We start from the raw sequence: 14,113 nt of genomic DNA on the forward strand, positions 1-14,113 counted from the left end.
TATCCAGCTTGTATCGGGGCGGCAGTTCGTGACGGGGTGTCGGATAAGCGAACCGCGTACGTGGCGGGCCCTCGACCGGGCATGTTTGAGGCATGCCGGCTCTGTCACCGCCCGACCCCGACCACAAGCGGCACGGCACCTCCGCCGCACCCTCCCCGCAGAGCAAGCACGCCGGGCATGACAAGCACGCCGGGCACGACCCGGCGATGTTCCGTCGCCGCTTCTGGGTCTGCCTGGTGCTCACCATCCCGGTGGTACTGACCAGTCATCTCGTATCGGATCAGTTGGGTCTGAATTGGGATTTCCCCGGCCGGTCCTGGCTGGGCCCGGTGCTCGGCTCGGTGGTGTTCTGGTGGGGCGGCTGGCCGTTCCTGGTGGGCGCGGTCCGGGAGGTGCGGGACCGGGCGCCGGGCATGATGCTGCTGATCGCGATGGCGATCACAGTGGCCTACACCGCGTCGCTTGCCACCAGCGTGGGCGCCTTCGACCTGGACTTCTGGTGGGAGTTGGCAGCGCTGGTCACCATCATGCTGCTCGGGCACTGGCAGGAGATGAAGGCCATCGGGCAGGCCCGGGGCGCGCTCGCGGCGCTGGCCGCGCTGCTACCGGACGAGGCCGAGCGGGTGACTGCGGGCGGGCAGGTCGAGGCGGTACCGGTGACCGACCTGCGGATCGACGACGTGGTGCTGGTCCGCCCGGGGGGCCGGGTGCCGGCGGACGGTCGGATCGTCGACGGTAGCGCGGAACTCGACGAATCAATGATCACCGGTGAGTCGCGGCCGGTCGCGCGGTCGGCGGGCGACCGGGTGGTGGCCGGCACCGTGGCCACCGACTCGGCGATCCGGGTACGCGTCGAGGCGCTCGGTGAACAGACCGCGCTCGCCGGCATCCAGCGGATGGTCGCGCAGGCACAGGCCTCCGGTGGCCGGGCGCAACTGCTTGCCGACCGGTTCGCCGCCGCGCTGTTCTACGTTGCCACCGGCACGGCCGTCCTGACAGTGCTGGTCTGGACCCTGCTCGGCCGGCCCGACGAGGCGGTGATCCGCGCGGTCACGGTTCTGGTGATCGCCTGCCCGCACGCGCTCGGGTTGGCCATCCCCCTGGTCGTCGCGCTGTCGACAGCGCTGGCCGCGCGGTCCGGGATCCTCGTCAAGGACCGGTTGGCCCTGGAGCGCATGCGCACGGTGGGCGCGGTGCTCTTCGACAAGACCGGCACCCTGACCCGGGGCGCGCACGTGGTCACCGACGTGGTGGTGGCACCGGGCACCGAGCGGGACGAGGTGCTGCGCATCGCGGCGGGCGTCGAGTCCGACAGCGAACATCCGTTGGCCCGCGCGATCGTGTCGGCTGCTGGGCGCGCCGGACCGGCCCCGGCCGCCGGCTTCCGGTCGCTGCCGGGCCGTGGGGTGCAGGCAACCATCGACGGTACGGAGTACGCGGTGGGCGGGCCGGCGCTGCTGCGGGAGCGGGGCCTGTCGCTTCCGGCGGAGTTGCAGGAGGCGACCGGACGGTGGTCGGCGCGAGGTGCGGCGGTGCTGCATCTGGTGCGGCTGCCGGAGACCGTGCTCGGCGCGTTCGCGCTTACCGACGAGGTGCGTCCGGAGGCCCGCGGGGCCATCGACGAGCTGCGCGCCGAGGGCGTCCGGACGATCGCCATGATCACCGGTGACGCCCGCCCGGTGGCGGAGGCGGTCGCTGCGGAACTCGGCTTCCGGCCCGGAGTCGACGAGGTGTTCGCCGAGGTGCTGCCGGCGGAGAAGGACAGCCGGGTGGCCGAACTCCAGCGGCGGGGGTTGACAGTGGCGATGGTCGGCGACGGGGTGAACGACGCGCCGGCGTTGGCGCGTGCGGACGTGGGCGTCGCCATCGGTGCGGGCACCGACGTCGCGATCGAGTCCGCCGGGGTGGTGCTGGCGTCCTCGGACCCGCGTGGGGTGGGTGCCGTGGTCCGCCTGTCCCGGGCGTCGTACCGGAAGATGCGGCAGAACCTGGCCTGGGCGGCCGGCTACAACGTGGTGGCGTTGCCGCTGGCGGCGGGAGTGTTGGCAGGGGCCGGAGTGGCGTTGAGCCCGGCGGTGGCCGCGCTGCTGATGTCGGCGTCCACAATCGTGGTGGCGCTCAACGCGCAGTTGCTGCGCCGGGTCCGGCTGGGCCCGGCGGCGAAATGAGAACCGGCGGCGGGCTGAGGCGCGGCGGCGGGCTGAGGACCGTCAGCCGCGCTTCATGAGTCGTCCGACCGCCGCCATCATCTCGGTGGCCATCTCGTCGGCCCGGCCCTCGGCGGCGCCCTCGTGCATGCAGTGCCGGGCGTGCCCGTCGAGCAGGCCCAGCGCCACCTTGTCGAGTGCGGCCTGGATCGCGGAGATCTGCGTGAGCACGTCGATGCAGTACCGGTCCTCGTCGACCATCTTCTCGATGCCCCGGACCTGCCCCTCGACACGGCGGAGTCGGGTGAGCAGCTGGTCCTTACTGGCGGTGTACCCGCGGATCGGGGTCGGTGTGGTCATGGCGACCAGGATAGCGTACCCCTGGGGGGTATGGTACTGTCGCTCTCGCCGGATACCCCCACCGGGTACCGGTACACGGCAAACGCACGAGTCCGCCTTCGTATTACCCCCCGGGGGTATATGGTCGGAGGTGACGGAGGGAGTTCGTTCGATGGTCAGCACGACGTACCAGGTGAAGGGCATGACCTGCGGGCACTGCGTCAGCGCGGTAAGCGCCGAGGTGGGCGCCATCGCGGGCGTGCACGACGTCCAGGTCGACCTCGCCAGCGGCCAGGTCACCGTCAGCAGTGAGCAGCCGGTGGCTGTGGAGGACATCCGGGCCGCCGTCGACGAGGCCGGTTACGACCTCGTCGAGGCGTGATCGAAAGGCGTGCGATGAACGCGGTCACCAGACTGGGCGGCTTTGCTCTCGGTCTCGCGGCGGTCTTCGGAGCGGCGTACGGGATCGGCCGGGTCGCCGACCCGGCCGCCGAGAGCCGGCACGACGGCGGTGCCGCACACGCCTCGGACCCCACCGAGCAGGGTGGGCACGACGGGGCGGCCGGGCTGCCCGGCGGCCTGCTCGTCTCCGACCGTGGCTACACCCTCGAACCGGTCGCCGCGCCGGCCGGCGAACTCGCCTTCCGGGTGACCGGGCCGGACGGCCAGCCGGTCACCAGGTACGACGTGGCCCACGACAAGCGGATGCACCTGATCGTGGCACGGCGGGACCTGTCCGGCTTCCGCCATGTCCACCCCGACCTCGCACCGGACGGCACCTGGCGGGTCGACACCCCGCTCGCCGGTCCCGGGCAATGGCGTGCGTTCGCCGACTTCACACCGACCGGCGGTGAACCGCTGACCCTCGGAGTGGACGTGACAGTCCCCGGCGCGCTGACCGAGCGCCCCCTGCCTGCCCCGGCCACCAGCACGACAGTCGACGGTTACACGGTCACGCTGGCCGGCGAGCCGCAGCCTGGCCGCACCTCACCGCTCACCCTCACCATCAGCCGGGACGGCCAGCCGATCACCGACCTGGAGCCCTACCTGGGCGCGTACGGGCATCTGGTGGCGCTGCGCCGGGGCGACCTGGCGTACCTGCACGTCCACCCGGAGGGGGCACCCGGCGACGGGCGGACCCAGCCCGGCCCGGATGTCACATTCTTCGCCGAGGTGCCGTCGGTCGGCAGCTACCGGCTCTACCTGGACTTCCGGCACGGTGGGCGTGTGCACACCGCCGAGTTCACAGTCGTCGCCGGCACCCCGACGGCGGGCGCCCCGACAACGGGTGCCGAGCCCACCCCGAGCGGATCCGCGCCGGCCGACCACGGCACCCCCGGCCACGGGCACAACTGACGGGACGGACGATGACCACCACCAGCAGATCGCTGCCCGAGGCGCCGAACCGGATCGAGCTGGCCATCGGCGGGATGACCTGCGCCGCCTGCGCCGCCCGGATCGAGAAGAAGCTGAACCGGATGGACGGGGTCAGCGCCACCGTCAACTACGCCACCGAGAAGGCCACCGTCCGGTACGCCGACGCTGTCACACCTGACGACCTGATCGAGACGGTGCAGAAGACTGGCTACACAGCCGCTGTGCCGTCGCCGCCCGCCGCCACCGAGGAGCCTGTCGACCCGCTGAAGGGACCGCGTACCCGGTTGTGGGTCTCCGCTGTGCTCACCGTGCCGGTGATCGTGCTGGCCATGGTGCCGCCCTGGCAGTTCGACTACTGGCAGTGGCTGTCGCTGGTCCTGGCCGCCCCGGTGGTGGTCTGGGGTGGGTTGCCGTTCCACCGGGCCGCGTGGACCAACCTGCGGCACGGCGCGGCGACAATGGACACCCTGGTCTCGGTCGGCACCCTTGCCGCGTTCGGCTGGTCGCTGTGGGCGCTCTTCCTCGGCGACGCCGGGATGCCGGGGATGACGCACCCGTTCCGCTTCGACATCACCCGCAGCGACGGCGCCGGCAACATCTACCTGGAGGCCGCCGCCGGGGTGACGGTGTTCATCCTGGCCGGCCGCTACTTCGAGGCACGGTCCAAGCGGACCGCCGGGGCAGCCCTGCGCGCGCTTCTCGAACTAGGCGCACGGGACGTGGCGGTACTACGGGACGGGGTGGAGACCCGGATCCCGGTGGAGCAGCTCGCCGTCGGTGACCGGTTCGTGGTCCGTCCCGGTGAGAAGGTGGCCACCGACGGGGTGGTCGACGAGGGCACCTCCGCAATCGACGCCAGCATGCTCACCGGTGAGTCGGTGCCGGTCGAGGTCGGTCCGGGCGACGGCGTGTTCGGGGCCACGATCAACGCGGGCGGACGTCTCGTCGTCACCGCCACCCGGGTCGGCGGGGACACCCAGCTCGCCCGGATGGCCGACCTTGTCGAGCAGGCGCAGAGCGGCAAGGCGGCAGTGCAGCGGCTCGCCGACCGGATCTCCGGTGTCTTCGTGCCGATCGTCATCACTCTCGCGGTCGGCACGCTCGGCTGGTGGCTCGGCACCGGCGCCGGCCCGACCGCCGCGTTCACCGCAGCCGTCGCCGTGCTGATCATCGCCTGCCCCTGCGCGCTCGGCCTGGCCACCCCGACCGCCCTGCTCGTCGGCACCGGCCGGGGCGCCCAGCTCGGTGTGCTGATCAAGGGGCCGGAGGTGCTGGAGTCGACGCGCCGGGTGGACACGGTGGTGCTGGACAAGACCGGCACCGTGACGACCGGCCGGATGACGCTCGTGGACGTGGTACCGGCCAGCGGTGAGGACCGCGCCGAGCTGCTCCGGCTCGCCGGGGCGGTGGAGGCGGCCTCGGAGCACCCGATCGCCGGTGCGGTCGCCGCCGGTGCCTCCGAAGCCGGCGCGCTGCCCGCGGTGACCGACTTCGCCAACCTCGAAGGACTCGGCGTCACCGGGACGGTCGACGGTCGGGTCTTGCTGATCGGGCGGCCCCGGCTGCTGCGCGAACGCGAGATCGACGTACCGCCGGAGATCGAATGGGCAGTCAGCGAGGCGCAGGCTGCCGGTCGTACGGCGATCGTCGCCGGCTGGGACGGGCGGGCCCGGGGCGTGCTCGCGGTCGCCGACGTGGTCCGGCCGACCAGTCGGGCGGCCGTGGCCCGACTGCGTGACCTGGGGCTCACCCCCGTCCTGCTGACCGGGGACAACACCACAGTGGCCCGCGCTGTCGCCGCCGAGGTGGGCATCGACGAGGTGATCGCCGAGGTGCTGCCGGCCGGCAAGGTCGACGTGATCAAGCGGCTCCAGGCCGAGGGGCGCTCGGTGGCGATGGTCGGTGACGGGGTCAACGACGCCCCGGCGCTGGCCCAGGCCGACCTCGGTCTGGCAATGGGCACCGGCACCGACGTGGCGATCGAGGCGTCCGACCTCACACTGGTCCGGGGTGACCTGGACGCCGCGGTGGACGCCATCCGGCTGGCCCGGCGTACGCTCGGCACCATCCGGGGCAACCTGTTCTGGGCGTTCGGCTACAACGTGGCGGCCCTGCCGCTGGCCGCCGCCGGCCTGCTCAACCCGATGATCGCTGGTGCCACGATGGCGCTGTCCTCGGTGTTCGTGGTGGCCAACAGCCTGCGCCTGCGCCGGTTCCGTTCGGCCGCCGGTGATCTGTGACGACGATAAATGGTTGGACCGGAGATGCCCGGGGTACTTCTGGTGGCGAAGCGACACTCGCAATGGAGGTTGACATGGGTATCGACGACAAGATCAACAACACTAGCGAGAACGCGGCCGGCAAGCTGAAGGAAGGCGCCGGTCGGGCCACCGACAATGAGCGCTTGGAGGCCGAGGGTCGCGCCGACCAGTCCACGGCCAAGCTCAAGCAGGCTGGCGAGAAGATCAAGGACGCTTTCAAGAGCTGACGTACGACGTAACCCGCACGCCGGGCCGGTGATCATTCACCGGCCCGGCGTGCTGTGTGTCCGACCCTCCCCCGCCAGGCGTGCTCACGACCGCCGGGTGGCGCGTACGACGACGTCGTGAAGCGTCTTCTCCTGGCCCGCCGGTCCGGGGAACGTGCGGTGGTGCTCGCCGGCGGTGAGGATCTCCCAGGTGGTGCTGTCCAGGCCGGCGGTGATGTCGGCCAGGGTGACCGATGCCTCATCGGGTGGGTGGTGCCCGTGCCCGGTGGCGCCGGGTGCGTGCAGGTGCCCGACGATCAGGAGGGTGCCGCCGGGCGCCACCCAGGAGGAGATGCGGTCGTAGAAGGCCAACTGCGGCATCGCCGGGTGCGCGTAGTGCGTCGTCACCAGGTCGAAGCGCGCCTCCGGAGCCCACGCCGTGAGGTCCGCCTCCACCCACCGCACCCGCTCGGACACCCCGCTTGCCGTCGCGCGTTCGGCGGCGACGGCGAGGGCAGCCGGGGCGATGTCGACGGCGGTGACCTGCCAGCCGTGCGAGGCGAGCCAGATCGCCTCCGTGCCGGTGCCGCACCCGGCGTCCAGTACCGTGCCCGGCGTCAGCCCGGAGGTCTCCTCTCCCAGGTACGGGTGCGGGTCGTTCGCGCCTGCGGCACCGCCGTGGTGACCCTCCTGCCAGCGCCGCTCCCAGTAGGCCCTGTCGAAATCGTGCTGCCCGCTCATCTGTCTGCTCCTTCGCGCGTCGCCATCGACTGTGACCGGAGTCGGAGCGGGCCGCAAAGATTCTTGCCGAAACGGCAAATGGGCCTACCCGGCTAGCGCAGGACCCGGTACGTCACATGCGTGACGGTCGGCCCGGCAACCGCCGCCACCTGCTCCAGGCGCAGAGAAGTGAGACCGTCGAAGAGCTTCTCGCCGCCGCCGAGGATGACCGGCACCAGGTGCAGTTGCAGGGTGTCGATCAGCCCGGCGGCCAGGTACTGCCGTACCGTGCTCGCCCCGCCCGCGATCGCCACCCGTCGGTCGCCCGCCGCCTCCCGCGCCTGCCGCAGCGCCGACTCGATCCCGTCGGTGACGAACCGGAACTCCGTGCCGCCGTTCATCACCAGCGGCGTCCGGGGGTGGTGGCTGAGCACGAACACCGGGGTACGGAACGGGGGCTCGTCGCCCCACCAGCCCTGCCACGACTCGTCCCAGTCGCCGTCCCCGCCGCCGAACATCCGCCGACCCATGATGTACGCGCCGATGTCGCTTGTCATCTCGTCGACGACCTCCGCGTCGATGTTCCGTTCGCCGCCGGTCAGCCCGTGCTGGGCCCGCCAGGCGTCCAGGCCGAAGACCCACTCGTGCAGCTGGAGACCTCCCCGACCCAGCGGGTCCTGCCGACTCTGCTCCGGCCCGGCCACGTACCCGTCGAGCGATATCGACAGCTGACTGATCACCATGCTCATGTCCTTACGATTCGGGCCCTCGCCGCACTCATCGCGGCGGGGCGATTCTTGCGGCCTTCAACTCCAGATAACGCTGCTCGGGCAGGCTCGTGGTGCCACGTGCCGCCGCCAGGTACGCGTCCCGCGCCGCGACGGGCTCACCGGCCATCTCCAGCAGGTGCCCCCGGACTGCGGCGAGCCGGTGGTGCCCGGCGGTGCGTTCGTCGGCGTCCAACTGCGTGAGCAGGGCGAGCCCGGCCCGTGGCCCCTCGGCCATTGCCACCGCCACCGACTGGTTGAGGGTGACCATCGGGTTCGGCGCGATCCGGGCCAGCAGCCGGTACAGCGCGACGATCTGCCGCCAGTCCGTCTCCGCCGCCGTCGGCGCCTCGGCGTGCACGGCCGCGATTGCCCCCTGGAGCTGGTACGGGCCGGGCGGCGACCAGGTCAACGCCTCGGTGATCAGGGTGACCCCCTCCGCGATGGCTGTCGCGTCCCATCGCGTGCGGTCCTGCTCGGTCAGCGGCACCAGCTCCCCGTCCGGGCCGAGTCGGGCCGCCCGGTGCGCGTCGGTGAGCAGCATCAACGCCAGCAGCCCGGCCACCTCGCCGTCGTCAGGCAGCAGCCCGTGCAGGATGCGGGCCAGCCGGATCGCCTCGCCGGTCAGCTCGGCCCGGCGCAGGTCCGGGCCACTGGACGCGGTGTACCCCTCGTTGAAGATCAGATAGAGCACCCGGAGCACGGTGCGCAGCCGCTCGTCCCGCTCACCCGGCGCGGGCATCGTGAACCGGGCACCCGCCGCCTCGATCCGCTGCTTGGCCCGGCGGATCCGCTGGCTCATCGTCGGCTCCGGCACCAGGTGCGCCCGCGCGATCTGGGCGGTGCTCAGACCGCCGACAGCCCGGAGGGTGAGCGCCACCTGCGCCGAACCGGCAAGCGCCGGATGGCAGCAGAGGAACAGCAGGGTGAGGGTGTCGTCGGAGTCCGCCACCGCCGGCTCCGAGTCGGCCGCCGGCGCCGTTGCGGCGTACGCCGGCTCGCGCAGCGCCGCCGCCACCTCGCGGGTCCGACGGGCGCTGTCGCTGCGCCACTCGTCGGTGAGCCGGCGCGTGGCAACGGTGCGCAACCACGCGCGGGGATTGTCAGGTACGCCCTGCTCGGGCCACTGCGTCGCGGCGGCGAGCAGCGCCTCCTGGACCGCGTCCTCGCACCTGTCGAACTGGCCGTGCCGGCGGACCAGCAGGCCGAGGACCTGCGGCGTGAGCGCGCGCAGCAGGTCCTCGACCGTCCGGTCCTCGGTCACATCTCCGTCCCGGCCTCGTCCATGATCGGGCGGACCTCCATGACGCCGCCGAAGCGGACGTCCGGCCAGCGGGCGGCGATCTCGGCGGCCCGCTGCGGGCTGTCGCAGTCGACGGTCAGGTAACCGGCGAACTGTTCCTTGCTCTCCATGAACGGCCCGTCGACGATCTCGGTGTTGCCGCCCACGGCCCGGACGGTCAACGTCTGCGACGGGTCGGCCAGCGCCTGGCCGGCGACCCACTCGCCGCTCTCGGCCAGCTCCTTCATGATCTCGTCGACCTCGCCGAACAGGGCGGTGCGGTCCTCCTCGGAAAGCTCCTCGGTGAAGCCGGGCCGGTTCCAGATCAGCAGCATGTACTTCACGGCGATGCTCCTCAAGCCTCGGTCGCGCCCCGGACGGGGTGCGGCTCACCGGAAGGTCGGAGCCGTCGCCCCGTTCCCTACCGCGTACCGAAGAAAATCGCAGAAACCCCCGGCGGTGGCGCTCCCACGCCGGGGCGGTCAGCGCGGATCGGGCCGGCCCGGCACCTGTCGGGGCTTCCGGCCGCCGCCGACATCAAGGGACGCCCGGTCGGCGGCCGAGGTGCCCGACGACCAGCCCTCGGCATCCCGGGCGCTGAGCCGGTGCCTGGTGACGCCCGGGAAGAGGGTGTCCAGCCGCTCGCGCACCGCCTCGCCCCGCGCGGCGAGCACCGGCAGCAGCCGTTCCGCCCCGGCCGTCTGGGCAGCAGCCTGGTCCGCCGCGTCGGTTGCCGCCTCGGTGGCCGTCCGCAGCCGCTCGCCGATCCGCAGCGCGAACGCGTTGAGGAACGACTCGTCCCACACCTTCGTCCGCCGACCCGACCCCGGCCGGCGCTCGGCACGGCCCCGCAGCATCGCACCGATCGCCTGGACCAGCAGTGAGGTGTAGAGCACCTCCACCGCCAGCAGATCGGCCGGCCAGCCCAGCACTGTGGTGAACCCGAGATCGTCGGACCAGACCGCCTCGCAGCGGTTAGCCGCGGCCACCTCCTGCACCAACAGCGCCTTCGCGCCCGCGTACGGGGCGTCGGTGCTCAGGCGCACCCCGCCGGGCAGGTCGCCGCGCTCCGCCCCGGCGGCCAGCAGCGCCTCGTCGATGCTGTGCCGGGCGATCAACTCCTGCGCCTTGCCGGTGAGCGCCTCCGCCTCGGCCGGGAAGGTGGTCGACTCGGCCTTTGCCAGCAGCGCCCGTACCCGATCGAGCATCGGTGACCCGCTGCGCGCCGTACCCGCAGGTCGGGCCGTCGCGGCACCGGACGAACCGGGCGGCGGGCGCAGCACCGCGATCGGCGGCAGGCTCTCCACGAGCGCGAGGGCGTCCACTGCCGTGCGCAGCGCGTCGGCACGGTCCAGCCCCTCCCGCGCCGACCAACCGGCCAGCACGCCCCGGTCGTCGTCCGACAGCGCCTCGGCGGCCAGCTCGCGCAACTGTTCGTCCCACCACGCCGGAACCGGCTCGGGCTGGTCGCGCCGCTGCACGGCCATCGCGTCACGGACCAGTCGGGCCGCCCGGGCGTCCAGCCGCCGGCTGGTGATCCGGTCCAGGTCGACCGGCTGCCAGCCACGCGGCCAGAGCCGCGCCACGCCACGGACCAGGCGACGCAGCAGGGCCGCGTCGACCGCCGTGGTGCCGTCCGTCGCGCCGGTGCCGACCATCAGGTGGTCCAGCTGCCGTTCGGCCAGCCGTACGTCGGTGCCGCGCACCGCCGCGAGCGCGTTGGCGACGAGTTCGTCCGCGTCCGGCACGGGCACCTCCTTCTCCGGTTCCGCTGCCTTCTCCGGTTCCGCTGCCGACGAGGCGTACGCCCGCCCAGCTCCATGATCATGCCGTGAGCCGTGCCGGCGGCACGAAACGGGGATGTGCCAGCCGTATCGGCTCCGATCTGCATGGATCGCCCGGTCCGGGGTAGTTCGGCACCGACGTGGATGTGAGGTGTGTCGTGGTCGGTTCCAGCCTGTCGGGGAGGCGCACCGTCGACGTGCCGGACGGTCGTTCCTCCACCCTCGCCGGCGTCCTGATCGGCATCGCGATCATGGCGGCGGTGGACGAGATCGTCTTCCACCAGTTGCTGGGCTGGCACCACTTCTACGACCGGTCCACCCCGTCGGTCGCGCTGCTCTCGGACGGGCTGCTGCACGCCGCCGAGTTGATCGCCCTGGTCGGGGGCTTCTTCTGGTTCGCCGACCTGCGCCGACGGCGTGCCCTGTCCACCCGGCTGACGTGGGGCGGCTTCCTGATCGGCGCCGGAGGGTTCCAGCTCTTCGACGGGCTTGTCAACCACAAGGTGTTCCGCCTGCACCAGATCCGCTACGACGTCCACCTGGTGCCGTACGACGTGGTGTGGAACGTGGCCGGCGCGGTGCTGCTGCTGGCCGGCGTCGCCGTCGTGTGGTCGGCCCGGTCCCGTCGGGCAGGCGACGGCCCCCGATGACAACGGTCCCTGCCGGCCCGCAGGGCTGGCCCGCGCCGGGGACGGACGGGCCGGCGATGCTCCCGGTCGTCGCGCACGGCGGGCACGGTGCGGACGGACCGGGCTGGCTGCCGCTGCTGCCCGTCGTGCTGCTGGCGGGCGGCTATCTGCTGGCGGCGTTCCGCGACCCGCGCGGGTGGGACCATCGGCGCAGCGCCGCCTGGCTGGTCGGCTGCGCACTGCTGGCCGTCGCCGTCGGGCCGCTGGGCCACGTTCCCGACGACCCGCGCGGGCACATGGCGCAGCACCTTCTGCTCGGCATGCTGGCCCCACTGGGGCTGGTCCTCGGCGCCCCGGTGACGCTGCTGCTGCGGGTCGCGCCGCCGCAGGTACGCCGGGTGGTTGGTCGGCTGCTGCGCGCCCGACCGCTGCACCTGATCGCCCACCCGGTCACCGCCGCGCTGCTCAGCACGGGTGGGCTGGCTCTGGTGCTGCTCACCCCGTTGTACGCGGCGGCGGAACGCCAGCCCACACTGCACGACGCAGTGCATCTGCACTACGTGGCCGCCGGGTACCTGCTCGCCTGGTCGTTGGCCGGGCCGGACCCGGCGCCGCGTCGTCCTGGGCTGGCCGTACGGGTCGGCGCGCTGCTCGGCGCGGCGGCCGGCCACTCCGCGCTCGCCAGGTACCTCTACGCGAACGCCGGCACCCTTCCTCCCGGCCTCAGCGACCCGGACGCGGAGGCGTTCCGTTCCGCCGCCCAGCTCATGTACTACGGCGGTGACATCGCCGAACTGCTCCTGGCCGTGGCCCTCTTCGCCAGCTGGTACAACAGCCCGGCCCGGCGGGCCTCGTCGCTCAGAAGGGCCGCGGCACCGGGCGACCCGGTGCCGCGAGGCTCCTGATCAGCTCGGGGTACGGGCGTTCAGGGCGGTGGAGAGCTGGGCCAGGAAGGCGCGGATGCTCTCCTCGCTGTGGGGCGTCTCGGCCTGGTCGTTGAGCGGGCCCGAGTAGCGCAGCGCCTGGTCGAGCGCGTCAAGCGTCTCGGCCCGGTCACCCGGATAGAGCCCGCCGACCACTCCGTCGGCGACCCGGGTCACCACCGAATCGTCGAGCGCCCGGTCGAACTGGATCCCGTAGAGGATCCCGTTGACGTGGCCCTTCCAATTGTCCGTACCCATGAATCTCTGCTCCCCTAGAAGATCCGGCCGCCGTCCCAGCCCAGGATCGGAACGCCACCCAGGCCGTTGCGTTTGAACTCGGCGTCGAGATTGGCCATGTGGCTCACGTCGGGCTGGTAATGACCGCTGCGCGCCGTGGCGTACTGGACCATACCGTCCTTCACGACCAGCTCGCCCGCCGCAGCGACCGGCTGCCCGTTGCCAAGTGTCGAGTGGTGGAAGTCGCCGACCTTCTGGTAGTTCGACGCGTACAGGTTGCCGTTGCGGTCCATCACGAAGATGGCCTGACCGTTGCCGCTGAACACCGTCTGGGCGCTCGCAGTGTCGAACGGCTCGCCGCTCTTGGCGCTGCGCAGCATCCCGTTGCTGTCGAAGAAGACCCGGTGATCTTCGAGTTCCTCCGGACTGAGCCGGCGCACAGCCGTCGGGAAGTGCCCGCCGGGCAGGTGCTCGTTGCGGTACTTGTCGAGCATCGGCTGCGTGTGGTTGTAGCGGGGCGTCGTGTGTGGGCCTGGCACGCGGGGACCCCCAGGGCCCTTGCGCCCACCGCCCTTGCGGGTGAACTTGCGCAGCAGCGTCTTCGCCCGCTTCAGCAGCTGCGGAATGATCTCCTTGACGACCCGCTCGACGACCTCCTTGATGATCCGCTGGATCGCCATCCGGGCCAGGCCGATCGAGACCGGGATCTGGGCCAGCGAGGCGCCGAAGCTGGGGGCTGCCGCCGCGAGCGCGATCGCCACCTGCACGACGAGGATCGTCAGCTGGATGATCACCAGGATCTTCTGCGTCAGGGTGATGATGGCCATCACCAGCAACGCCATGCCGATCAACTCGGCGGCCTGCGCGCCGTCCTCCATCCGGCGCGGCGCGCCCTCCTCGCCGTACCAGGCCTGCTCGAACGCGCGGACGTCCTCCCCGCGGTTGGTCGCGCTTACCTTCGCCGCGCCCGCCTGCGCCTCACCGACAGCCGTACGCAGCTTGCCGGCGAACGCGAACCACATCTGCGACGCCTCGAACAGCAACTCCTCGTCGGCCATCGGCCAGGTGAAACCGACCCAGCCCAGAGCCTCGGCCAGCTCAGGAGGTAGCTGCATACCCATTGGGCAGCTCCATCCTGGTGAAGAGTTCGGAGTTCGCGGTCTCGATCGCCTCGTACGCGTCGGCGGACTGGTCGAGGTTCGCGGAGGTCTCCAACAACTGGTCGCCCATCGACCGGAACACGTCAAGCGCGTGCGTCAGCACCTCGACGTACACGGCACCGAGGAGGGAGCCCGCCTCGTCGGCACCCCACGGACTGCCCGCCCCGTTGACAGTCGACTCCAGACCGCTCACCGCCGCGCCGAGTTGCTGACCGGTGGCCGCGAGCGAATCGGCCGCGGCGCGCAGAGCGTCGAGGTCCACCTCGATCCCGTTGGCCATC

The 14,113-nt window shown here is 72.1% G+C and carries 16 protein-coding genes; 7 read left to right on the plus strand and 9 right to left on the minus strand.

Annotation, left to right across the window (positions count from 1 at the left end):
- The first annotated feature begins 92 nt into the window (after positions 1–92).
- Positions 93–2,168 carry a heavy metal translocating P-type ATPase gene (locus ACPXB1_RS00495; RefSeq protein WP_425734665.1) on the plus strand — a complete coding sequence of 692 codons (2,076 nt, stop codon included), beginning with the start codon at positions 93–95 and terminating at the stop codon, positions 2,166–2,168.
- Between the two features lie 42 nt (positions 2,169–2,210).
- On the opposite strand, the gene ACPXB1_RS00500 is transcribed toward ACPXB1_RS00495, so the two are convergent.
- Positions 2,211–2,507: a metal-sensitive transcriptional regulator gene (locus ACPXB1_RS00500; RefSeq protein ID WP_053658928.1), complete on the minus strand. Its 297-nt coding sequence runs from the start codon at positions 2,505–2,507 to the stop codon at positions 2,211–2,213.
- A gap of 151 nt (positions 2,508–2,658) precedes the next feature.
- Between ACPXB1_RS00500 and ACPXB1_RS00505 the strand changes: the two genes are divergently transcribed.
- The 4 genes from ACPXB1_RS00505 to ACPXB1_RS00520 all read left to right on the plus strand — a co-directional run bounded on the left by ACPXB1_RS00505 (position 2,659) and on the right by ACPXB1_RS00520 (position 6,351).
- Positions 2,659–2,868, plus strand: coding sequence for a heavy-metal-associated domain-containing protein (locus ACPXB1_RS00505; RefSeq protein ID WP_355588329.1), 210 nt, complete (start codon positions 2,659–2,661; stop codon positions 2,866–2,868).
- Between the two features lie 14 nt (positions 2,869–2,882).
- Positions 2,883–3,842 carry a hypothetical protein gene (locus tag ACPXB1_RS00510; RefSeq protein ID WP_355632357.1) on the plus strand — a complete coding sequence of 320 codons (960 nt, stop codon included), beginning with the start codon at positions 2,883–2,885 and terminating at the stop codon, positions 3,840–3,842.
- Between the two features lie 11 nt (positions 3,843–3,853).
- Positions 3,854–6,103 carry a heavy metal translocating P-type ATPase gene (locus ACPXB1_RS00515; RefSeq protein ID WP_355632341.1) on the plus strand — a complete coding sequence of 750 codons (2,250 nt, stop codon included), beginning with the start codon at positions 3,854–3,856 and terminating at the stop codon, positions 6,101–6,103.
- Positions 6,104–6,177: 74 nt separating this feature from the next.
- Complete coding sequence (locus ACPXB1_RS00520) at positions 6,178–6,351, plus strand: CsbD family protein (RefSeq protein ID WP_053659429.1); 174 nt, start codon at positions 6,178–6,180, stop codon at positions 6,349–6,351.
- Between the two features lie 84 nt (positions 6,352–6,435).
- Here ACPXB1_RS00520 and ACPXB1_RS00525 read toward each other — a convergent pair whose 3' ends face one another.
- From ACPXB1_RS00525 to ACPXB1_RS00545, 5 genes are all read right to left on the minus strand, one after another.
- Entirely contained in the window at positions 6,436–7,071 is a 636-nt protein-coding gene (locus ACPXB1_RS00525; RefSeq protein WP_355632344.1) for an SAM-dependent methyltransferase, read from the minus strand.
- A 92-nt stretch (positions 7,072–7,163) separates the two neighbouring features.
- Entirely contained in the window at positions 7,164–7,799 is a 636-nt protein-coding gene (locus ACPXB1_RS00530; RefSeq protein WP_355588337.1) for a dihydrofolate reductase family protein, read from the minus strand.
- Positions 7,800–7,827: 28 nt separating this feature from the next.
- Positions 7,828–9,081: an RNA polymerase sigma factor gene (locus ACPXB1_RS00535; protein ID WP_355588339.1), complete on the minus strand. Its 1,254-nt coding sequence runs from the start codon at positions 9,079–9,081 to the stop codon at positions 7,828–7,830.
- Positions 9,078–9,434, minus strand: a complete 357-nt coding sequence (locus ACPXB1_RS00540) for a YciI family protein (protein ID WP_355588530.1) — start codon at positions 9,432–9,434, stop codon at positions 9,078–9,080. Before ACPXB1_RS00540 ends, ACPXB1_RS00535 begins: the two co-directional genes overlap by 4 nt.
- A gap of 147 nt (positions 9,435–9,581) precedes the next feature.
- On the minus strand, positions 9,582–10,847 hold the full coding sequence (locus ACPXB1_RS00545; RefSeq protein WP_355632346.1) for a DUF2786 domain-containing protein: 1,266 nt from the start codon (positions 10,845–10,847) through the stop codon (positions 9,582–9,584).
- Between the two features lie 194 nt (positions 10,848–11,041).
- On the opposite strand from ACPXB1_RS00545, the gene ACPXB1_RS00550 reads away from it, so the two are divergent.
- Together ACPXB1_RS00550 and ACPXB1_RS00555 are read left to right on the plus strand one after the other, a co-directional pair.
- Positions 11,042–11,533 (plus strand): DUF2243 domain-containing protein, encoded by a 492-nt coding sequence (locus ACPXB1_RS00550; RefSeq protein ID WP_355588343.1) that lies wholly within the window; start codon positions 11,042–11,044, stop codon positions 11,531–11,533.
- Positions 11,530–12,417 carry a cytochrome c oxidase assembly protein gene (locus ACPXB1_RS00555; RefSeq protein WP_425734667.1) on the plus strand — a complete coding sequence of 296 codons (888 nt, stop codon included), beginning with the start codon at positions 11,530–11,532 and terminating at the stop codon, positions 12,415–12,417. The genes ACPXB1_RS00550 and ACPXB1_RS00555 overlap by 4 nt, the downstream gene beginning before the upstream one ends.
- Here ACPXB1_RS00555 and ACPXB1_RS00560 read toward each other — a convergent pair whose 3' ends face one another.
- From ACPXB1_RS00560 to ACPXB1_RS00570, 3 genes are read right to left on the minus strand one after another with little or no spacing between them, the layout of a single operon-like run.
- Entirely contained in the window at positions 12,418–12,693 is a 276-nt protein-coding gene (locus tag ACPXB1_RS00560; protein WP_053658947.1) for a hypothetical protein, read from the minus strand.
- A 14-nt stretch (positions 12,694–12,707) separates the two neighbouring features.
- Positions 12,708–13,793, minus strand: a complete 1,086-nt coding sequence (locus tag ACPXB1_RS00565; RefSeq protein ID WP_355630743.1) for a hypothetical protein — start codon at positions 13,791–13,793, stop codon at positions 12,708–12,710.
- Complete coding sequence (locus ACPXB1_RS00570) at positions 13,771–14,112, minus strand: WXG100 family type VII secretion target (RefSeq protein ID WP_425734668.1); 342 nt, start codon at positions 14,110–14,112, stop codon at positions 13,771–13,773. Before ACPXB1_RS00570 ends, ACPXB1_RS00565 begins: the two co-directional genes overlap by 23 nt.
- Position 14,113 lies beyond the last annotated feature (1 nt).

It is taken from the genome of Micromonospora sp. DT68 (genome assembly GCF_049847245.1).
GTDB lineage: Bacteria > Actinomycetota > Actinomycetes > Mycobacteriales > Micromonosporaceae > Micromonospora > Micromonospora profundi.